The organism is Anaerobutyricum hallii (assembly GCF_900209925.1).
In the GTDB taxonomy this organism is placed as follows: Bacteria; Bacillota; Clostridia; order Lachnospirales; family Lachnospiraceae; genus Anaerobutyricum; species Anaerobutyricum soehngenii.
Genome location: NZ_LT907978.1, coordinates 53,655 through 75,195, shown reverse-complemented (window position 1 = coordinate 75,195; position 21,541 = coordinate 53,655). Strand labels below are relative to the sequence as shown.

General features: G+C 37.2%; 16 protein-coding genes and 1 other RNA gene. 2 read left to right on the top strand and 15 right to left on the bottom strand.

All coding sequences use genetic code 11. From position 1 onward, the window contains the following. Window positions 1–5 precede the first annotated feature (5 nt). The 10 genes from EHLA_RS00340 to EHLA_RS00295 all read right to left on the bottom strand — a co-directional run bounded on the left by EHLA_RS00340 (window position 6) and on the right by EHLA_RS00295 (window position 12,153). Window positions 6–830, bottom strand: coding sequence for a C39 family peptidase (locus tag EHLA_RS00340; RefSeq protein ID WP_157908522.1), 825 nt, complete (start codon window positions 828–830; stop codon window positions 6–8). 29 nt (window positions 831–859) lie between these two features. Next, window positions 860–2,338 carry an Ig-like domain-containing protein gene (locus tag EHLA_RS00335; protein WP_096238885.1) on the bottom strand — a complete coding sequence of 493 codons (1,479 nt, stop codon included), beginning with the start codon at window positions 2,336–2,338 and terminating at the stop codon, window positions 860–862. A 78-nt stretch (window positions 2,339–2,416) separates the two neighbouring features. After that, window positions 2,417–3,277 (bottom strand): SGNH/GDSL hydrolase family protein, encoded by an 861-nt coding sequence (locus EHLA_RS00330; RefSeq protein ID WP_096238884.1) that lies wholly within the window; start codon window positions 3,275–3,277, stop codon window positions 2,417–2,419. Window positions 3,278–3,333: 56 nt separating this feature from the next. Beyond that, the gene (locus tag EHLA_RS00325; protein WP_096238883.1) at window positions 3,334–4,317 is read right to left on the bottom strand and encodes an acyltransferase family protein; all 984 of its coding nucleotides are present in this window, start codon (window positions 4,315–4,317) and stop codon (window positions 3,334–3,336) included. 17 nt (window positions 4,318–4,334) lie between these two features. Further along, entirely contained in the window at window positions 4,335–5,450 is a 1,116-nt protein-coding gene (locus EHLA_RS00320) for an acyltransferase family protein (RefSeq protein ID WP_096238882.1), read from the bottom strand. A 20-nt stretch (window positions 5,451–5,470) separates the two neighbouring features. Beyond that, window positions 5,471–6,598 carry a L,D-transpeptidase family protein gene (locus tag EHLA_RS00315; RefSeq protein ID WP_096238881.1) on the bottom strand — a complete coding sequence of 376 codons (1,128 nt, stop codon included), beginning with the start codon at window positions 6,596–6,598 and terminating at the stop codon, window positions 5,471–5,473. 122 nt (window positions 6,599–6,720) lie between these two features. Then, window positions 6,721–8,640, bottom strand: coding sequence for a DUF6020 family protein (locus EHLA_RS00310; protein WP_096238880.1), 1,920 nt, complete (start codon window positions 8,638–8,640; stop codon window positions 6,721–6,723). A 116-nt stretch (window positions 8,641–8,756) separates the two neighbouring features. Continuing rightward, the gene (locus EHLA_RS00305; RefSeq protein WP_021906882.1) at window positions 8,757–9,383 is read right to left on the bottom strand and encodes a hypothetical protein; all 627 of its coding nucleotides are present in this window, start codon (window positions 9,381–9,383) and stop codon (window positions 8,757–8,759) included. Window positions 9,384–9,623: 240 nt separating this feature from the next. Continuing rightward, on the bottom strand, window positions 9,624–11,735 hold the full coding sequence (lysS, locus tag EHLA_RS00300; RefSeq protein ID WP_242970641.1) for a lysine--tRNA ligase: 2,112 nt from the start codon (window positions 11,733–11,735) through the stop codon (window positions 9,624–9,626). A 112-nt stretch (window positions 11,736–11,847) separates the two neighbouring features. Continuing rightward, window positions 11,848–12,153, bottom strand: a complete 306-nt coding sequence (locus EHLA_RS00295; RefSeq protein WP_123864818.1) for a hypothetical protein — start codon at window positions 12,151–12,153, stop codon at window positions 11,848–11,850. A 282-nt stretch (window positions 12,154–12,435) separates the two neighbouring features. On the opposite strand from EHLA_RS00295, the gene ffs reads away from it, so the two are divergent. Further along, window positions 12,436–12,699: signal recognition particle sRNA large type (gene ffs, locus EHLA_RS00290), an RNA gene on the top strand. 99 nt (window positions 12,700–12,798) lie between these two features. Here the strand turns inward: ffs and tadA are convergent. The 5 genes from tadA to metG all read right to left on the bottom strand — a co-directional run bounded on the left by tadA (window position 12,799) and on the right by metG (window position 19,392). Beyond that, window positions 12,799–13,305 carry a tRNA adenosine(34) deaminase TadA gene (gene tadA / locus EHLA_RS00285; RefSeq protein WP_096238877.1) on the bottom strand — a complete coding sequence of 169 codons (507 nt, stop codon included), beginning with the start codon at window positions 13,303–13,305 and terminating at the stop codon, window positions 12,799–12,801. Between the two features lie 61 nt (window positions 13,306–13,366). Further along, window positions 13,367–14,551, bottom strand: coding sequence for a DUF6128 domain-containing protein (locus EHLA_RS00280; RefSeq protein WP_096238876.1), 1,185 nt, complete (start codon window positions 14,549–14,551; stop codon window positions 13,367–13,369). A gap of 59 nt (window positions 14,552–14,610) precedes the next feature. Further along, entirely contained in the window at window positions 14,611–15,471 is an 861-nt protein-coding gene (rsmA, locus tag EHLA_RS00275; RefSeq protein ID WP_021906887.1) for a 16S rRNA (adenine(1518)-N(6)/adenine(1519)-N(6))-dimethyltransferase RsmA, read from the bottom strand. Between the two features lie 618 nt (window positions 15,472–16,089). After that, window positions 16,090–16,860: a TatD family hydrolase gene (locus EHLA_RS00270; RefSeq protein ID WP_096238875.1), complete on the bottom strand. Its 771-nt coding sequence runs from the start codon at window positions 16,858–16,860 to the stop codon at window positions 16,090–16,092. A 564-nt stretch (window positions 16,861–17,424) separates the two neighbouring features. Further along, window positions 17,425–19,392: a methionine--tRNA ligase gene (metG, locus tag EHLA_RS00260; protein ID WP_096238873.1), complete on the bottom strand. Its 1,968-nt coding sequence runs from the start codon at window positions 19,390–19,392 to the stop codon at window positions 17,425–17,427. A 194-nt stretch (window positions 19,393–19,586) separates the two neighbouring features. Between metG and EHLA_RS00255 the strand changes: the two genes are divergently transcribed. Then, window positions 19,587–21,383 carry a DUF885 domain-containing protein gene (locus tag EHLA_RS00255; protein ID WP_096238872.1) on the top strand — a complete coding sequence of 599 codons (1,797 nt, stop codon included), beginning with the start codon at window positions 19,587–19,589 and terminating at the stop codon, window positions 21,381–21,383. Window positions 21,384–21,541 lie beyond the last annotated feature (158 nt).

The following is a 21,541-nucleotide window of genomic DNA, read 5'->3' as shown; positions in this document are numbered from 1 at the left end:
CCGGATTACTTCGTATTTACCAACACATATCCCCCAGAAGCTGCGGTACTGGAGAAATAGTAAGTTCTGGCTGAAGATTTACATGGAATCAGATACTTTACAATTTCTTTCACTGTAGTATATTTGATTCTCTGTTTCTTCTTCGACCAGGTTCTCTGCGCAGAATCTGCTACGATAACTCTCCCATCATCGGTGAGTCCCAGCAGAACCATTGTATGCTTCCCAAGAGCCCATCTTCTGGTTGTTCTGGCACTGAAACGGCCATTTATCTGTGTTCGGTTATTCGCTTCAATTACTACCGCATTCCCTGTCTTAAGATGCTTTAATATCTGTTTCTCTGCCTGTTTATTAGTAAAGGTACGTACATACTTTGTTTTGATACCGGCATAATTCAGTACTTTTGAAATTCCATACATGGAAATTGGCATCTGTCTTAATACTGGTTTACTGTAATTACGCTTCCAGGCAGCTGTTCCAAGTGCTTTCTTTTCCACAATATTTTTCACCTGAACAGGAGTATAGTCCCTGTATTTTTTAGAATAAGCAGAAAGTACCGCTGTCAAAGAAGAAACAGCGCATCCATGCATATCAAGATACTTCGTCTTCTTCCATGGATTTTTATGCTGTCCAAAAACTGTATACTTTCTTGTACCATTCTCAGAATTAACAGTAACTGTAATCTGTCCTACATCTGACTTTTCCGGGAGCTGTGAGACTGGTGTCGTTACTGACTTTGCCTGTATATTTACCGGAAGTGCTACTGTCAGAATGAACATTGTGAGCATGAATGTGATTGTTTTTTTCATTCTTGTTTTTATTCTTGTTTTCATGTCTGTCCTCATTTTCTGTCTGATGTACTTTATTGATTCTGCGGATTAATTAAAATGTAACCGCCGCTGCTTGCCTTTCCACTCCAGTATATTGATGTGGAGGTCGTATTTGTACATGGGAACATGTAGCCAATCAATTCTCCAAGTGATGCATACTTTATTCTCTGATTATTTCCAAAAATACTGCTAGAACGGTCTACGGAGTCTGCTACGATTACCTTCTTTGTATCTGTCATTCCAAGCATTGTCATGCAGTGATATCCGCTTGTCCATTTGTTCGCTACTGCACCATCTTTTCGGCTCTTAGCAGCAACAACAAAGATTACCGGATTACCAGTCCGTAAATGTGCTTCGATTTCCTGCTTTGCCAGACTGTCTGAAAAATCTCTGACATATTTATATCTTACTCCATAACCTTCCAGAATCTTCGTCATTCCATATAAACTGATTGGCATCGGACGGCTCTTACTGTCATTCGTGTCTTTCTTACTGTAATTCTTTACCCACTCATCACCAAAGTACTGTCTCTCAACAGTTTCTATCATATAGGTCGGCTTATAAGTAACTCCTGCGTAAGCACTGAGTACTGTTGTTAATGACGAGGCGGAACATCCATGTCCCTGCATATAATGTGGAAACTGTTCACTTGTATTTTTCTTTCCATTCTGTTTATAAATAGAATATGTTCGGTTATTCGGATATCCTGTCACTGTAACATCTATCTGATCTACCTTTGTATTGTCTGGAAGATCTGCTCTCTTTGTCACAAGATTATTTGGATTAATAACTGTCAAGTCATACTCTAAAACAGCATTACCTGTTTTACATTTAATCGTTGTCTTTCCTGCTTTTAAAGCCTGTACTGTTCCGTTATTGTCAACAGCGGCAACCTCACCGGATGAAGAGGACCATCGACATGCATTGGCCGTGTTAACTACTTCAACTTCTCTTGTTGTTTCCACAACCATCTTTGTACTTGCATTTTCAAGTTTCGGTACATACACCTTACACTTAATCTTTCTTCCGGTACGAGTTATACAAACAATCGTAGTCTTTCCGCTTTTCTTAGCCTTTACAACACCCTTTGAAGTAACTGTCGCAATCTTTTTATTTCCAGAATACCATTTCCTTGCTTTTGAATTTCTCACTTTTAAAGTAAACTTTTTCTTTTTAGATAAGGTTAGCTTTTCTTTATTAAATCCTACAACTACAACTTTACATTTATATGTTTTCTTTTTTGTCTTTGCTTTAATATAGGCTGTTCCACCTTTTAACGCATATACTCTACCTTTTTCATTAACAGAAACTATATTTTTATTACTAGAAGACCATTCAACTGCCCCCTTAGCCTGTCGTAATTTTAACTTTTTATTTGTTCCTGCTGTCATCACTATATTTGTCTCACTCAGCCGGGTTGCTCCCTCAGAAGAACAACTAAACTGAATGAACATCGTAAACGTTAATAGCAACACTGTTAATAGCGTATATAACTTTTTATGTTTTCTCATAACTGTTACCCTCCTCCTGATAAATTCAAGAATACTTAACTACAACAAGCTACTTTTTGTCTTCCGCAATAACCGTAATTAATTCTGCTTTATATCTTTGCTAATATTCATATCATTTTTAATAAAGTCATTTACATATTTAAAAAGCTTTTTATCTACTGAATCGGTGTAATGTAACTGATAGCTGGAACTTTCTCTCATATAGCGCACATTCATCTTTCTGTACTTCATAGCGTAACGATATGCACTCTTCTTATGAACCCAGCCGTTTTTCTGGAATACATTCTTATAAGTATCCACATACGTCACATTTTTATAACCGGACTTCTTAACAAGCTTACGTAATGTGTTATTAAAACGAATAACCTTACTGTTTGTTACCGTATTTCCTCTGTAACGAAGCGTACAGTACACTGGATTGACAGAGAGAAGATAAAAATGATCTTCCGGATATTTACTGATAAAACTCTCATATAACTTCCAGTACTCTGTAGCAAGGGTTTCCGGACTTGCTGGAGCTACTCGTCCACCACCTACATAGGATCTGAATGGACTTACCTGTGGATTATAAATATCATTTACTCCGGAGGCAAAGACAATATTCTGACGACCCGCTTTTCTTGCTACGTTCTGTATTCTCGTTCTTCCTCCGCGCACCAGATTATATCCGGTTCCTCGTCCTGCATAACAATCACGATACTTGAGCATAAGATATTTGCCCTCTACTCGTGCTTTATTGCGATATTTTGTTCCATTTGGAGCTCTCATATCCATGTCCTGATAGATGAGAACGGTTCGGGAATCTCCCACCCATAATGAAATCGAATCATTTGTATCAATATTTTTCTTTACAGCAGCCTGTGATGTCATATTGAAACTAAATAACATCACTGCTGCCATAGCTAATGTCATTACTTTTGTTAATAAACTTTTCTTCATAATGCCTTCCTTCCTGTCTTATTCGTCTGGTACATCGTTTTGTAAATAACTATGTACTAACATTCTCCAAACAGCAGAATTCGAAATACTTTGAATCTGCGCAGAATATACTTTGCTGCAATAAATGATATGCCTGTTCCTGACACAAAACATAAAATAATAACCAAAATATTTGGCATATGTAATATGTTCCATAAAGCTAATCTTGATACCGTCTGTACCGGGTCTGACAAAATATAAATATCCATACTCGCATCACCCAGACTTTTCAAAACGCCGTAACTTCTTACATTCTTCTCTACAAGCCAAAGAGAAAACCACATACATAATATTGTTCCTGAAACAGAAGTAATAAATTCTCCTCTCCCCATCTGATAATTTACTATATTACATATAATAAATGCGATTGCCACCAAAATAAAAATCAACTTATTCTTTCTGATTTCTGTGAATTTGTCATAATGATCTCTAATATAAATTCCCAGAATAAAGAAAAATAAATACTTTGGTATACGGAAGCTCCAGTTAAATATAAAAGCTGTGCATGAAAGAATAGCGCTTGCAATAAGCATCGGTAACAGCACTGAGCGCCTCAGTAAAATCAATGCGATTACCGACACCCAGAAAAGGGTATATAAAAACCACATCGTTGTATTCGGATTATCTCCAAGAATCAACTTCCAGCTCTGTGAAAAATCATAGGGATTAATCGCAAACCTGTTCATAAAATATTTTAAAGGCATATAGAGAATTCCCATAACAAAATAAGGAATCAGGAGGCGGGCTGCTCTGCTTTTTATATAGTTTATGTATTCTGTCATCTTAGAATACTGAAGAATCTTTACAGAAACAAATCCCGATAACACAAAGAACAGGGGCATATGAAAACTATATATTATACTGATTACCGCATTCCCCGGTACATTACTTACTCCCGTCTGCTTTAAAGCATGTCCTAATACAACAAGAAGAATACCGATTCCTTTTGCAATCGTAATCTCGTTATAATATTTTTTATTTTGTTGTGTTGAATTCTCCATAACTTTCTTTCCTTTTATTATTCGTTACTTATCATTCCATGCAATTTCTTTTCTATCTTTATCGTCAGGTGATTATATCGCAGAACTTCTTTTAAAAATTCAATAACAACAGAAAACAGCAGACAGTCTATTACTAATACAATAACAATCAGCCACCAGAATCTGAAAGAATATGAGAAGTCCTCAAACCATCTCGAACGGATAAAGTTATGAAATAAAAAGATATTCATTGAGTATTTACCCAGTATGCACAGCATATCCCGAAGAATCGGTATACTTGCAAGGAAAAGATAAGTGAATAAAATAACTGCTAATGGTGTTACACTATCGGTAACATTCGGATGCACTTTTCCAAACTTTGAAGTCTTAAGCCATACGGTTCCAAGAATGAACACAGCAAGTACACAAAACTCTGCTGCCCTTGTTATCATAAGCCCTGTATGCGGAATCTTCCAGTCTGCAGCCTTAGGAAATAAATCTTCCTGTGCAAACCAGATACCTAACGTCATAGCCGGAAGATAATGTACAACACTGCTGCTCATCGGCAATGATAATGCCATTGGCAGAAGATAACTCAATGCAATCGTAGTAAATGCTCCACATTTACGATACATATAATAAAGAAATGGAAGCAGCATAATCTCCATAAATGCAAGTCCAAGATACCACCAGGTTCCAAGTAAAGTCGGTGTTCCAAAAATATGAGCCAACCCTGAAAAATCAATAAGCATATAAATAATTCGAGTCATACCCTGCTTATATACGGCAAAGCTTTCCGGTGCCCAAACTTTACATCCAACAATCGCAAGAATATAAATCGGCCAGAAACCGCTCAGAATCTTCCACACTCTTCGTATTGTAAGCCAGGAAATATTCTGTCTCTCATATTTATTCTGATCATATAGCTTTTTCAAAGAAATCGTAATACCGTATGCACTTAAAAATACAAAGATTCCAACACAGACTTTTGCCCATAAAGACAATGTTACAACGGTTCCTTTTGAAAATGGTGCAAACGATACCCCGTGTGCCTTAAAATTAATATTGGTTACATAACAATGATGGAAGAGCATTGCAATAATTGCAACGCCCTTCACGATATTTGTATCTTTTTTAGAAAATTGAGTATTCATCCATACTTCCCCCGCTAAAACTATTTAACGGAGAATGGATTTCCAGGGAATAATACTGGATCTGTAGGATCAGTTTTTCTGGAGTTCTTTAACTTACCTGTAGTATGTTTTAACTTAACAACACCGAAAGGTCCCTTTTTATTTTTCTTTACAATGTTGATCCATGTACGCTGTTTTTTTGGTGTCTTCTTTGCAATATCATAAACGATCTTTGCGTTTACCGCCTGCATACGAACACAGTAAGATGTATTACTGTTTCCTAACTTATTATAATAAGATGCAGATAATGCCTTGTTATTACCATACTTTGTATATACACTACTGTGAACTAATGTAGGAGTTCCTGCAATACGTGTAGCCCACTGATAGAAACGTGTATTATTATTCGGTACTCTTACCCATCTCTTTGCGGATGTCTTCATTAAGAAGAAATGTCCTCTAGGTGTTCCGTTCGCCTTTGCAGATGTAGAACAAAGCACTGTCTTCGCTGGAATAATATACTTCTTTGTCTTCTTATCGTACAGATAGAATGTAACATTATGAGTCTGTGTATTGATTTCAATCGTCATCTTTGTCTTAATACACTTGTTATATCCCCAGTCTTTAAATAAGTTTGTAGAAAGAGAACCGTCTTCTTTAAAGTAATATTTATACTTCGTACTTCCACCGGTATAGCTCTTTAACATCTTAAATCCTTTTGCAGGAGCAACACCTTTTGTAAAGTAATAAATCTTTCCGCCAACTTTCTTCCATCCTGTAAAGTTGCTCTGTAACAGACCCTTTACATAATACTTTCTGCCTGTAACACCAGAAAATACACTTCCGTTCTGATAATATACACCGTTAATCTGTGCCTGTGCACCTGTACTTACATTCAGATACTTTCCTGTAAATATTCCTGTATAGGCAACTCCCTGTACACCTTCTTTGTAGTTATAAAGCTTACCGTCCTTTAATGCAATACCTGTGTAAAGCTGTCCGGTTAAATAAAGCTTTCCTGCTTCCTCCCCTGTAAAATTCGCTTCAGCCGCCTGAACTACTGCAGGGAGATTAACACTTCCAGGTAATGCTGTAAAATTAAATGTAAATAATGCAGCACCCATTACAACACCCGTTAAAACGGTCTTTTTTACGTTAGTAAATTTCATAAAATCCTCCTTATAATTGTTTATATGCTAATACTTTTACTTTATCGTTTCGTATAAGAAAAGTCAAGCAAGTGTCTTTACTAATTATTACGTTTTTTTGCTTTTTTAGCTTACTTGCTGATTCACTGATTCTTTTTTCCTGCCCAATATAAATAGGTGCAAAATACAATCGGCATAGAGTAGATAACCGGAAATGCATATCTTGGATGTCCTTTAATAACCGGAGCCAGTACAATAATCGCATCACTAAGCAAAAGCGGCATCACCAACAAAAACAGTTGTGGAATCTTCTTGCGTATTCCATGATAGCAAAGATAGATTAAAATCAGATTAAAAAATGCCATACTTGCCATAAGCCCAAACACAGGCAAGGTAAAAAATACCTTATTAAATCCAGTTCTCCATCTATCCAGTTTTTGAATCACCGGAACTTCATGAACCCCTAACTTTTCTGCCAGTTTCTTTGCGGAGACTTTGTCCGGCGCTGTTGTATCATAAACGGTACTGTTCTCTACCAGTGGATAGACCAGATAATAATTCTGATTCATTGTTGCTTCTATATAAGTGACGGGATGCTTCAACCCCTGCTGTACCCACACTTTAAGATACGCTGTCAGATCTTTTGTCGTTGCCTTTTTCTTATAGGTAGCTTTGACGGGATCTGAAATCTTTGGATTATAATACTTACCAAGCTTATTGTATGCCAGTACTCCCTTTATCGCTTTCTTCTCTTCCTGCGTTACTTCTTCCTCATGCTCTTTCACATAACGGGCAGTCTGCTGAAATGGCAGGGATAATGCTTCCTGAATCCCTCCCGGTTCAATGTTATAATGTCTGGTCAAAAAGTTCTGAACCCCTGAAGAAACAGCAACCGAAATCAGACACACTATGACTGCTGTCATAAATGTTTTCGTATACCGAGTCCGTCTACTTTTCTTTCTGATGCAACTTGTATCTTGATTCTCCTCTTGATCTGTACGCTGGTTTCTATTCTGTAAAAATACCGTAATTAAAATACATAGGATCATCGGATAGATAACATACTTTCCGTTATTTCTAAACAAAACAGAGCCAATCATTGATGCTGCTAAAAGAAAACAATGCTTTTTACTTTTCCAATATTCCTGTTTTAATAAAAGTATGTACACCAGCTCAATGACAAAAAGCAATATAAAATAAGAATATATTGTATCCTTTACGATCATTCCGATATACTGCGTATAATATGGAGAAGAAACGGCAATAATAAATGCTGTAACTTTTAACCATGTTGGTGAAGCAAGCTCCTTCATTGTGTAAAACATATATCCTAAAATCAGCGCAAATAAGATTATTTGAAATAAAATATATAAAAATAAGCCCAGATTTGCACTTCCAAGCAGTAATCCTACTCTCTCAAAAGCGCCTGCCAAAACAGTATGTGCCGGCGGATGATGCGTCGTGAATCTCTGGAATCCAAAAGATTGCAGCATCTGATTCCACACATCAATACACATGGTCGCTGGATAAGATAATAATAAATTCGGCAACCAGCATACAAACAATACTAAAACAGAAACTTTAAATGGATGCTTATTGTAGGCATCACAGAAAAACACTTTTTTCTTTGGCAGCCAATCCCAGCCAGACTGTAAAAACAAATCAAGCAAAGCTGACATTTCAGAGAGGAACCAGGTGATACCTGTCACATAGACAAGAGTTTTCACCATCTGTCCTGCTCCCATATGCAATAATGTAAGGGAATTTACCCTGTAAAAACTTTCTCCCATCACCCATACGACTGCAATACAAAAACATATAAGAAATAGTACCGGTGTCCTATGTACTTTTCCTTTATTTTTATAAAGATATCTGTCTATGATACATAACAAGACAAATACCATCGTTGCCGCTGCCATCGTACCGGTCAGACTTCCCTGAAAATTATAAAATATATTAAGCATCTTACTTTCGCTGGCCAAATGATTCATATCCTGTGGAATATCAAACCGTATATTTAATGCTAACGCAGCAAGAAAACTCATAATAAAACGAACGACCATGTTTTCTCTCTCCTCACTATTCTTTTAGAAGAGTATCTCCTCCACTCACGTTTCTTTTCTGAAAAAAACAAAAAGCGTATAAGCTTCAACATAAACTTATACGCTTTTTAATATCTTTACAATCCTTTAATACGGATAATAAAAGAAACCTTATGTTTATTTAAATAACTAAATGTCTTAATCTTATCTGCAGAATAATAACGTCTTACTCTTCCTCTGCGAGTTCCTGCGGAACCTCCGTCTAACCAAAGCTTCTGTCCCTTGCCATTCTTACCAACATAAATATTAGTATGTACGATATCTCTCCATCCAATAATATCACCTGGCTGCAAATTAACATCTGTTAATTTTTTATTTACTTTGATAATCTGAACTTTTCCTCTCCAGGATTTGAATCTCTTATGAATTCTTCCTCCACGAGTGTAAAAGGTCTGTCCCTTCTTCAGTACTCCGAATTCCTGCAGACACCATGAAACATATGATGCACAGTTTGCCTTTCTTCCATGTTTGATACTGGCTGAAAGAGTCGGCTTATTATGACTTCCGTATGTAAAATTGTATTTTGTTAAGTCTCTTCCGACTTTCTGACAAGCTTCAATCCATCCTTCTGTATCCTGTGTATAATCAGATGCTTTTGCCTGTACAGTTGCTGGCTTAACTGCAAGCACTGCTACAATTACCATCATCGTTAAAACTAATGTGCGGAGGCATGATTTCCAGTTTGCAAAATATGTTAACTTCATGTATAAATCCTTTCCAGTGCGGTGTTTTTAACTTTCTGTAACATATTCTACGATAATTATTAACAAAAGTCAAGTACAAATTTAATAATTCTGTAACTTTTGCAACATTTGTTACGATTTTGTTAACAAATCATCCCGGAAAGGTGATGAATTTATGTCTTATAATACTAAATTCAATATTAAATTCTATGATCAAATAATGTTGGGGTCAAAAAATATTTTGACCCTGGTATCAGCAGCTTAATGAATTGCTGTTCCCTCTGGTACACAATCATCTACAAAGATAATCTTACATCCGAAATCATCTCCGCTGGCTGCGATAAGCATACCGTTACTCTTCACACCTGCAAACTTCACCGGCTTTAAGTTCGCGATTACAATAATCTTTCTTCCGATCAGTTCTTCTGGTGTATAATCGTCACGAATAGAAGATACGATAATTCTTTCATCTAATCCATCAAATAATGTAAGTTTTAAAAGTCTCTTTGCATTCTTTACAACTTCACAGTTAATAACTTTACATACTCGCATATCAACTTTATCAAACGCATCAATTGTAATCTCTTCCTTAATCGGTGCAATTGCATTTTTTCTGGCTTCTTCTTCCTCAGCAGCCTTTCTTCTGGCTTCTTCTTCTGCAGCTTTTCTCTCTGCCTCAGCCTTCGCTTCTGCTGCAAGAACCTTCTCTTCTTCTGTCTGTGGAGTAGAGAAATCAAGGAGTCCAAGGTATCTCTGTGGTTCTACAGCAAACAGGAATAAATACAGTCTTGGTCCCGCGGCTTTACCAATCATAAGATTATATGCGTTCTTAAAGAACTGTGCCTGTGCTGCCTTCTTATTCTCTTCCTGGAAGTCTGGGTCTGCCTCTCTAGGAATCGTATAGATAAAGCTGTTAAGAGCATCTAAATCATATTCACCTTTAGCGATAAAGTCATGTAATAACTCAATCTCCTTCTTCTCCACCTCATTCAGTGTATTATAGAAATCCCAGTTTCTGTATCCAAGAAGTGTATTCATGTTCTCTGGTGAACACTTCTCTAACCAGTACTTCGCAAGCTCAAGACGCTCTGCAAACTCTTCTTTCTTATATGGTGTACCAATCTTTTCAAATACCGTCTCAAGCATGTCTGCATTGAAATCTACAACAGAACCAAAGTTTACGATCTGCTGCATTGGTACCGGATGAATCTCACGACCCTCGATCATACAGTTATGCATGATGCCTTCAATATAATCATAGTTCTTGCCCTTACCTGCCTGATACACCTTAAGCATCTTATCAAACTCAAAATACTGACGTAAAATCTCGTCATCAAAGCAGAAATCAAATGCCTTATTCGGCTCTGACTTAGAATAAAGCCATAAAATCATCTCCGGCTGATAAATCTTAAGTAATGTATCCGGTGTAAGATTAAGACCTGTAGAACCAGACATCTTACCAGTTGTTCCCTTGATACCTACGAATTCATATCCTTTAAACATAGGTGCCTGCGCTCCGAAAATCTTCTTCGCGATGATCTTACTTGTATCATAACTTCCTCCTGGGCTGGCATGATCCTTTCCGCCCGGCTCAAAGTCAACACCTTCGATCATCCAGCGCATAGGCCAGTCAATCTTCCATGCAAGCTTACAATTAAAGTCCTTACTGAAATCCCATGTGCCCTTATGTCCACACTTACATGTATATTCACATGTTACTCCGTCTTCAGAAGAGGATATGATTGTTGTTTCATCCTTACCACATACCGGACAGTAAATACTTACCGGATAATATGCCTCTCTCTCTTCTTCTGTTGCTACCTGCTGACGGAACTTATCAAGAATATCAAAAATCTCTTTTCTCTTCTGTACTGCCTGGATAATATACTTCGCATACTTTCCGCTGCGATAATTCTCACTCTGTCTACGGAAATCAACCTCTACTCCAAAACGGGAAAGAGATGCTTCAAATTCCTTTTCAAAATGTTCTGCATAAGAAGAGCAGCATCCATAAGGATCCTTTACATCTACATATGGCTTACCAATCTCGTTCTCTAACTCAGGAGCTATCTCCTTAACGTTAACAGGTACCTTTCTGAAACGGTCAAACTCATCCCATGAAAATAACAGGCGGGCTTTCTTTCCCTGCTTGATCAACGCTTTATATACAAAATAACTTGTAGCTATATCTCTGAAATTACCAATGTGAATGGATCCGGATGGGCTGATACCCGCTGCACAAACGTACTCTTCCTTGTCCGGAGATCTCTTAATAATATCTTTTGCAATCTTCTCAGACCAATGCATTCTTCTTCCTCCTACTTTTCCTGTACTGAAATCTGTCTTCAGCACCAGTGTGCTATCTATCTTCATTAATTATAAAGGCTTTTAAGGGCATCTGCCTCAGCCCATAGTCAATAAAACATTATAGCAAACCCTATACGTCTTTTCAAGAAAAATATAAGAAAATCACCGAAAAACCGTACTATTCACCCCTTGGTCCCTCGATATATTTCAAAAATCGTATGCAATCTGCTATTCCACAAAAATAACTTTCTGTCGCATACTCTGCCTCTGCCGCACTCTGTGCTTCAAAAGCCTCTTCTATAATCTCTCTCTGCTCCTCTGTCAGATTCAGCGTATCAAGCTTGGCATACGCCTCTTCTTCCTCTCTTACTAAACGCCTGTATGCTTCGGAATTCTTCCGAAAATCTGCCATGTTCTCATTACGAAAATGGTCTAACGTGAGCCGAAATCTCTCTTCCCATGAATCTATAACATTCCCCTGCAATGTTTCCCTGCCTTTCTGCTTAAGACACAAGCTATACTAAATTTCCATACTAACTTTTAAACACAAAAAAAGCATAACACAGCCTCGGATTCGTGTCAATATTTTACTTTGAATAATTATTTTTACTTACGCATAAATTAACTATTTACTTTGCTATTTTTAAGAATTTTTCAGCACTCTTGCTACGAGATACGCATCCCATCCGATATAATGCCCATTTCAACAAATAAAATACAAAATATTCATTGACATAACTGGTAAAATCCTTTATACTGATATTTACCGTGCAGCTGGGAAGTTAGCGGCGTCCTGTACCTGAAATCCGCTATAGCAGGAGTGATGGTCAGCCTCGGATGTCTTATTGATGGAGCTGCCCTTTATAAGTGGTGTTGACAATTGGGTCTCGCGCAACAGGAACCTCTGAACCGTGTCAGGTCGGGAACGGAGCAGCACTAAGGAGTCTCTCCTGTGTGCCGTGAGGGTGCCTGGTTCGAGCTAACTGTAGAGGTAACGTCTGTTGGTAAGCATACAAAGCTGACCGCACGGTTTTAATAATTCGATTTTTATATTCACATAACAGAAAGCGTCACATACTCGAAGTTTTTAATCACTTCCGGATGTGACGCTTTTTTAATTATTTTCACTTTATTCTTCCTGAATCTGCTTTCTTTTTCTCTTTTTTTCTTTCTGAATCTCTCTTAACTTTCTGAAAAATGCAGAAAGCATTTCCGAACATTCCTCCTGAAGTACTCCTCTTTCAACCTGCACCTGATGATTAAACTCCTGCATTTCAAGAAGATTAAGAATGGAACCGCCACAGCCGGCCTTCGCATTCATGCTTCCAATAACCACTCTGGTCACACGTGCCTGCACGATCGCTCCGGCACACATCTGACAAGGTTCTAAAGTAATATACATCGTACAGTCTTCCAATCGCCAGTCGCCAAGCTTTTTACACGCTTTTTTCATAGCAAGAAGCTCTGCATGTGCAAGAACCGTCTTATCTTTATTTCGTTTATTATATCCCCGGGCAATCACCTTTCCATCATGGACAATAACACAGCCAATGGGAACATCTCCGATTGCTTCCGCCTTCTTTGCCTGCTTGATTGCCTCTTTCATAAACTTTTCATCTTCTGTGTATTTTCTCATAAAATGTTCTCCTGTTTGCCAGTTGCTCATTCCTCTAAAAATAACGGCCTTTCCTGATTATTTACTCCCTGCCCTTTAAAAGATAAAGCCAGTAGCCAAAATTGCCTGTTTTCATTCTATTCTCTGTCAGCGATAAAAATATCGGGAACTGATAAAGTTCCGCCATATATTTTTCCCTATTCTCATAAATACCAGGAACTCCAACACAATATCTTTTTTCTCCTGCGTATCTTACCTTTCCCATTAACAAATGCTTATAGCGTTCATATCCTTTTAAAAGAAATTGATTATCTGCTAACTGTCTGGCTTCTTCTCCCAGCTTTTTTAGCTTTGCTATTGATACTTTATACCCTTCATAAAAGGCAGTATTAAAAATATTATCCACAGGAGGGTCTTGTTTTACAGAGTTTATCCACATTTTTTCAAATTCATCCACAGGAGCGTTTACTTCTTCTATGTCTGTATCCATATTTACTTCCATATTATTTAACCCAGTATTGCCTATCTTATCATTGTTATCTGCAGCAATAAAATTAGCTATATTCTGTTCTTGCTCCTTAATATTATCTGTACTCTCTGCCTGATTGCTAACATCTGTATCATCTGCATTCTCAATCTGCTTACTAACATCCGTATCATCTGCATTCTCAATCTGCTTACTAACATCCGTATCATCTGCATTCTTAATCTGCTCACTAATATCAATATCATCTATACGCTCATCTGTATTTTCAGCCAACTTACGCATAGCAGTATGATCCACGTTTTCATCCAGATTGCCTGCATTGATGTCATTAATATCATCAATATTATCTACATAATCTACATGATCTACAGGTTCTTCCTTTTTCTTCCACTGCAATGATTTCAACACTTCTGCAGGGATTTCCTCACCAATCCAGACACTTCCATAATAGTATTCTTCCTGATAATACAACACAACACCTGACTGTTTCTTTATATCGAAACCTTCCGGAAGCTGCTCTTTAGAATATATTTGATGAAATTCCTCTTTATCTTCTTCTGTTATGATCGAATCAATCTTTCGGACTCCCCAGTGTTCTCCCTGCTTTTCATAGAAACATAGTTTTAATTCCATTCCATGTAATAATCGTTCATCGTTTATCTGAATAGTCAGCTTAAGAATAGCTGATTTTTGCTCTGCCTTAATAAATCCAAGACATTCTTTTTTTTCTGACTTTTCATAACGATACAGATAAGAAAGTATCCGTTGATAATCTGCCATGATGATACTCCTTTTTCACTAATGTATTCCGGCAAACTACTTTTATGACAGCAGTGTGTTTATCTTCCAAGAATATCTGATAACTGTGCAAATTCCTCCAAAGAAAGTTTTTCCCCTCGGATTGTCGGAGTAAGCCCCATCTCCTCAAGCGCCGCTACCGTTTTTTCTTTCGGTATACGCAGTTCGCTGGAATTATACAGTCCATTCTGCAATGTTTTTCTTCTCTGATTAAAAGAAGCGCGAATAATTTTAAACATAAAAGAGGCATCATTTACTTTCACTGGCTTTTCCTGATAGCGTGTCAGGCGAATAACGGCTGACCCAACGGCTGGTCTTGGAATAAAGCAATTTGGAGGCACATTAGCTACGATATATGGCTCAGCGTAATACTGCACTGCAAGAGAAAGCGCGCCGTAATCTTTTGTTCCCGGTCCTACCTGCATACGGTCTGCCACTTCCTTCTGTACCATAACTGTAATGGAATCGAGTGGCACTTCACTCTCAAATAATCCCATGATAATTGGTGTTGTAATATAATATGGCAGATTGGCAACGACCTTGATTGGCTTACCACCGTTCTTTTCTTCTGCAATTTTACGGATATCCACTTTTAAAATATCTTCATTTAATACCGTTACATTATCATATTCCTTTAACGTATCCTGAAGAATCGGAATCAGCTTTGTATCAATTTCAACAGCAACAACCTCCCTTGCCGCTTCTGCCAGATACTGTGTCATCGTTCCGATTCCCGGACCGATTTCCAACACAAAATCATCCGGACCAATCTGTGCTGCTCCGATAATCTTATCAAGTACATGTGTATCAATCAAAAAGTTCTGTCCATATTTTTTCTGAAAATTAAAACCATACCGCTGTAAAACAGCAATCGTCTCCTGCGGATTTCCTAAATTCGCCATAAAACCTCCTTTTGCTGTCATAAGATTCAACTTTCGTCTTTGAATATGTTCTATGGCAAGATGAAGTCTTTGAAAACAGAATTTATAATAATATCCTTCATTGCTCCTCGTTGCCGCCCCAGGATTTCTACCCCACTATGCTGTGGCAATGCGTGCAAATACTCGCACTAAAGGATATTATTATAAATTTTGTTACAGAAGATTAAGCTATTCTTGCAATAGAACATTCCCACAAAACACAGAAAATCATTTATAACACTTATGACAGCATTTTTATATTCGGGAAATCAGTTCTTAAAGCTTCCCTTAAATTTTTACTTAGTTTCTCTACAATAATGTAATAATACATGAAATAGCTATTTCATTCAAGAGACGAAATTGAGAAAGGGGCAATATGTAAAAAATGCTTCGTATCACTACGTCCAAACTGCTCAACCGCAGCTTGAACTTGCTCTAAGGCGCATTTTTTACATATTGCCCCTTTCTCAATTTCTGTCTTTGGCTAAAGAAAAAATCACTATATAATGTTGAAGTTCTAATACATAGTTTATCTCAGTCGATAAGACTCCCATTGGTTTCATTCATCTCAAAGCAGCCAAAAAACAGAACTCTGCTTGCCTAACGAATTAAGCCATATAATCTCTGAGCATTTTCATAAGTTGCATTTTCTACTTCTTCTGCCGTAATTCCTTTCAATTTCGCGATTTCTTCTATAACTAACGGCAGATATGCAGAACTGTTTCTCTTTCCCCTATGCGGTGTTGGCGCAAGATAAGGACAATCCGTTTCTACCACAATATGCTCTAAAGGAATAGCCTTTACCACTTCCTTTAATACACGAGAATTTTTAAAAGTAACAACACCACCTACACCGATATAATACCCCATTTTCACATATTCTTTTGCCATCTCAGCAGAACCGGAAAAACAGTGGATCACACCGCCTGTTGTCCCTGCATGTTCCTTTTTCATAATATCAAATGTATCTTGTGAAGCTTCTCTGCTGTGTATAATTACCGGCAGTTTTTCTTCTGTTGCAAGATGAAGCTGCCTGACAAACCATTCCTGCTGTACTTCCTTTGGTTCTACGTTCCAGTGATAATCCAGTCCGATTTCTCCAACTGCAACAACCTTGTCTCTGTGGCAATATTCCCGAAGCTGTCTCAACCGCTCTTCATTCAACTCGCCAACATGATCCGGGTGAATTCCGACTGCCCCATACATAAACGGAACCTTCTGAATAAGCTCTAACGTATCCTGTAAATCTTTCCAGCTCGCACTTACATTTACTACCTGTGTTACACCTGCATCTTCTAAAGATGCAAGGACAGCTTCCCTGTCCTGTGTATATTGCTTGTCATTATAATGAGAATGTGTATCAAAAATCATAATATACCTCTTTAATTGCTAATTGCTAAAGGAAACATACGCCACTGAAGGCAGCTTGATTACTTAGCTGAATTGCATTCCAAACTATGAACAAGAAGAAACTTCTTATTAAGTTTCATTTTGTTCCGTTGCGCTAAACATTCCATTCTGCCCAGAAAAACAGGAACTTAGGAAAAATGAGTCCTAAGTTCCTATGGTCAGAATTCCATAGCACAAAGTCACAAAATGTAATACTTAATTAAGAAGTTTCTTCTCTTTTCCACAATCTTTTAGCAATTCAGCAATAAACATTCCTTCAGCCGCTGAAACAAAATTTCATGCTGAATTGTAAAGAATTTATAATAAAGAAAATCTGATACAATTCGGCAGAAATATACTCACTTCTGGAGAATCCCCATCCTTACCAACTGTAGATTTAGAATAGTCAGAAAAAAGAAAAAATACCATATCCCAGATGCGGCTTCGGAGCGTATTTAAGATGCGGACGAGCATCTTAAATACAGCGACTACAGAGCAGATGGGATATGGTATTTTTTCTTTTTTCGTCTCCACGAAATCTACATATTAACAGATTTCTGCTCCTGCTGGCATCTTCTTTTCTGGAACCATAAGAGATAATTCTCCATTTTCGTCCTCAGCACATAAAAGCATACCTTCAGAAAGAACTCCAGCTAATTTAGCAGGTTTTAAGTTCACAAGTACCATAACTTTCTTGCCAACCATTTCTTCTGCACTGTAATGTTTCTTGATACCGGAAACAATCTGTTTTACCTGGCTTCCAATCTTAACCTGAGAACAGAGAAGTTTTTTGGACTTCTTTACTTCCTCGCAGGCAATGATCTCGCCAACCTGGAACTGCATTTTTTCAAAATCATCAAATGTAATCTCTTCTTTGGCTTCGATATCAATTACAGGTTCATCATCTTTTTTCTCTTCTTCTGCTTCCTGTGTCTGTTTTGAAGCATTCATTTCCTCAACTTTTGCCTGTACTTCTTTTGCATCAAGTCTTGCGAAAAGAATTTCCGGTTTATCTGTTACCTTATTACCAGACTTATAAAGACCAAACATCTCAAGTTCATCCATGCTTCTTTCAGAAGAATTAAGCTGGGCAAAGATTCTTTCTGCTGTTTCCGGCATGAACGGAGTAAGTAAGGAAGCACCGATTGTGATGCTCTCTACTAAATTATAAAGGACAGTAGACAGTCTGTCTTTCTTCTCAGGATCTTTTGCTAAAGCCCATGGCATTGTCTCATCAATGTATTTATTACAACGTTTAAATAAGTTAAAAATCTCTGTCATAGCATCTGCTACTCTGAGTTTGGACATACATTTTACTACTTTATGCTTTGTATCTAATGCCACATCCATAAGATTCTTATCAAATCCATCTGTGACACCAGCATTGGCAACAACACCATTAAAGTATTTATTAGACATGGAAATAGTACGGTTAACAAGATTTCCAAGAGTATTCGCAAGGTCGGAATTCATACGTTCTACTAAAAGATCCCATGTAATAACACCATCATTTTCAAAAGGCATCTCATGAAGTACAAAATAGCGGACAGCATCTACACCAAATAACTCTACAAGATCATCTGCATAAATAACATTTCCTTTTGATTTACTCATCTTACCATCACCCTGTAATAACCAAGGATGACCAAATACCTGTTTTGGAAGTGGGAGATCTAATGCCATTAGGAAGATCGGCCAGTAAATTGTATGGAAACGAATAATATCTTTACCGATCAAATGTAAGTCTGCCGGCCAGTATTTCTTAAATAATTCTCCACTTTCCCCATCACAGTCATATCCAAGACCTGTAATATAGTTTGTTAATGCATCAAGCCATACATAAGTAACATGCTTTGGATCAAAATCTACAGGAATACCCCATGTGAAAGAAGTACGGGATACACATAAGTCCTGAAGTCCCGGTAAAAGGAAGTTATTCATCATCTCGTTCTTACGGGATTCCGGCTGAATAAAGTCAGGATGCTCATTAATATACTGAATCAGACGGTCTGCATATTTACTCATACGGAAGAAATATGCCTCTTCCTTTGCAGGCTGGCATGGACGTCCACAATCCGGACACTTACCATCTACTAACTGAGATTCTGTAAAGAATGATTCACATGGTGTACAGTACATTCCTTCGTAATATCCCTTATAAATATCTCCTTTATCATACAGTTTTCTAAAAATCTTCTGAACTTGTTTCTCATGATCTTCATCTGTTGTACGGATAAACTTATCATAGGATGTATTCATTAAATCCCAGATTCTCTTAATCTCTTTTGCAGTATTGTCTACGAATTCCTTTGGAGAAATTCCAGCCTCTTCTGCCTTTAACTCAATCTTCTGGCCATGTTCATCGGTTCCTGTCTGGAAACGTACATCATAGCCTTCTTTTCTTTTAAATCTTGCAATTGCATCTGCTAAAACGATCTCATAAGTATTTCCGATATGAGGCTTACCTGATGTATAAGCAATCGCAGTCGTAATGTAATATGGTTTCTTACTCATTTATCTATATACCTCCTGTGCAACCTGTCCTTAGGTGTACTATCTATAGTCAAACATTTTTTATTATAAAATAAATCCGAATATTCGTCTATGGTTATTTTTCTGAAAAACTAATAGTTTTCCTGTATAATTCATAGTATAATACCAAATACTTTTCATCTTCTGATATAAAAATGATATAAAAGGAGGCCGCTATGAAGAAAAACCATCGTCACACACTATTTGCCAGCATCTGTTTTATTCTGCTTTCCGGAACCATCCTGTTTGGCTGCGGACAAGCTTCTACGCAAACTTCTTTACAGCAAAAGAAGTTTGACCGCTTTCTTAACTCTTGTTTCAGGGAATATGCTGCTGAAAATACCGTCACTCTTCATTTTAAACTTTCGAATCCGTCTGCATATGGAATCAAAACCCCTGTCTCTCCAACCTATGGAGATCTTTCTTCCGATACTTTAAAAAAGAACTGTAGCCGTTCAAAAGAATTACTTCAAAAACTTTATACCTTTCCAACAAGCAATCTGACAAAAAAGCAAAAACTTACCTGGCAGATTTTTCAGGATTATCTGAACGAATCTATTATGAACGAAAAATACATCCTTTATTCTTCCCCACTTGGCACAAACGGTTTACAGTCCGAAATTCCGGTAACTCTTTCTGAATACCGCCTGGATAACGAAAAAGACGTAAAAGATTATCTTTCTCTTGTCAACCAGGTTCCTGAACTTTTTACTCAGATTCTTGATTTTGAACAGGAACGGCGAAATGCAGGTATCATAAGTCCTTCTTTCGTAATTTCTGATACCATTGATCAGATTGATCAGTTTCTCAATGCAAGTGAAGAAAATAATCTCCTCATCCAAAGCTTTGAGGAACGTTTAGCTGAGGTAGAATCTTTAAGTAAAGACCAGAAAGCAAGTTATATTGCAAATAACCGTCTGCTTGTTACCGATAAAGTTTTTCCTGCATATAAATCACTGAAAACTTCTTTACAAACTTATATAAATGAATCAAAAAATACTTCTTCTAAAGAAAGACTTTGCGAGTATAAAAATGGGCAGGATTATTATAAGTTTTTGCTTATATCTAATGTAGGAACAGATTTTTCTCCGGAAGACTGTATTACTATTTTAGAATCACAGTTAAAAAATACAGTAAAAGATATTTCTTCTCTCACTACAAAGAATAAGGATTTGTATACAGAATATCTCTCTGCAACTCCTGCTCTTTCTGCACCAAAAGAAATTATGAACACGTTAAAAAATGATTCGCTAATCGACTTTCCGGAAATAAAAAATATTTCCTGCCAGCTCAAAAATGTTCCTGATGCACTCTCCGGTACTTCCGCCTGTGCATTCTACCTTGTACCGCCAATCGACAGCACCAAAGATAATATTATTTACATAAATAAAAGCCGCGTGGATTCTAATGAATTATTTTCTACCCTTGCTCACGAAGGCTATCCGGGACATCTGTATCAGACAAATTATTTTTTAACTACGAATCCCTCTCCCCTTCGGACATTTCTCCACTGTGCCGGCTATGATGAAGGCTGGGGAACTTACGCTCAGCTATACAGCTATAACTTTATTGAATTTAAAAATGTCGATGAACAAACAACAAAGCAGCTCCGCCAGCTTTACCGGGATAATGACCTGCTCTCGCTATCCTTATCTTCTCTCAGCGATCTGTATGTAAATTATAAAAATTATGATGAAAATGCTCTGGCAAATTACTTACAGACTTATGGCATAGATAAAGATGGTGCCCAAAAGCTTTATCGTTATGTCATTGAAAATCCGACAACTTATCTCTCCTACAGTATCGGCTGCTACGAATTAGATCAATTAAAACAAACTATGGCTGATTCCCTCGGAAAAGCTTTTAAAATTTCTGATTTTCATGAAGCAGTTCTGAATGTTGGTTCCTGCAATTTTTCAATTTTAAGACAGGAAATAGAAAAAGAAACAGAAATTCTCAGTAATGTTTCTTAAAAGATATATGTAAATACCCTTGATTTTTAAATATTTTTAATATTTTTTCTCACAATTAGTCATTTTATTTGTTTTGAATAATTGACATTTCAATCCTTCATTGCTATACTAGGAACGATTGTTGAAAAATTGGTATTAGTTAATTCAAATATAACTTA

Excerpts from the sequence above, each read along its gene's own strand:
- EHLA_RS00340 (WP_157908522.1), bottom strand. The coding sequence starts at position 830 with ATGAAAACAAGAATAAAAACAAGAATGAAAAAAACAATCACATTCATG.
- EHLA_RS00335 (WP_096238885.1), bottom strand. The coding sequence starts at position 2,338 with ATGAGAAAACATAAAAAGTTATATACGCTATTAACAGTGTTGCTATTA.
- EHLA_RS00330 (WP_096238884.1), bottom strand. The coding sequence starts at position 3,277 with ATGAAGAAAAGTTTATTAACAAAAGTAATGACATTAGCTATGGCAGCA.
- EHLA_RS00325 (WP_096238883.1), bottom strand. The coding sequence starts at position 4,317 with ATGGAGAATTCAACACAACAAAATAAAAAATATTATAACGAGATTACG.
- EHLA_RS00320 (WP_096238882.1), bottom strand. The coding sequence starts at position 5,450 with ATGAATACTCAATTTTCTAAAAAAGATACAAATATCGTGAAGGGCGTT.
- EHLA_RS00315 (WP_096238881.1), bottom strand. The coding sequence starts at position 6,598 with ATGAAATTTACTAACGTAAAAAAGACCGTTTTAACGGGTGTTGTAATG.
- EHLA_RS00310 (WP_096238880.1), bottom strand. The coding sequence starts at position 8,640 with ATGGTCGTTCGTTTTATTATGAGTTTTCTTGCTGCGTTAGCATTAAAT.
- EHLA_RS00305 (WP_021906882.1), bottom strand. The coding sequence starts at position 9,383 with ATGAAGTTAACATATTTTGCAAACTGGAAATCATGCCTCCGCACATTA.
- lysS (WP_242970641.1), bottom strand. The coding sequence starts at position 11,735 with ATGAAGATAGATAGCACACTGGTGCTGAAGACAGATTTCAGTACAGGA.
- tadA (WP_096238877.1), bottom strand. The coding sequence starts at position 13,305 with ATGAGAAAATACACAGAAGATGAAAAGTTTATGAAAGAGGCAATCAAG.
- EHLA_RS00280 (WP_096238876.1), bottom strand. The coding sequence starts at position 14,551 with ATGGCAGATTATCAACGGATACTTTCTTATCTGTATCGTTATGAAAAG.
- rsmA (WP_021906887.1), bottom strand. The coding sequence starts at position 15,471 with ATGGCGAATTTAGGAAATCCGCAGGAGACGATTGCTGTTTTACAGCGG.
- EHLA_RS00270 (WP_096238875.1), bottom strand. The coding sequence starts at position 16,860 with ATGATTTTTGATACACATTCTCATTATAATGACAAGCAATATACACAG.
- metG (WP_096238873.1), bottom strand. The coding sequence starts at position 19,392 with ATGAGTAAGAAACCATATTACATTACGACTGCGATTGCTTATACATCA.
- EHLA_RS00255 (WP_096238872.1), top strand. The coding sequence starts at position 19,587 with ATGAAGAAAAACCATCGTCACACACTATTTGCCAGCATCTGTTTTATT.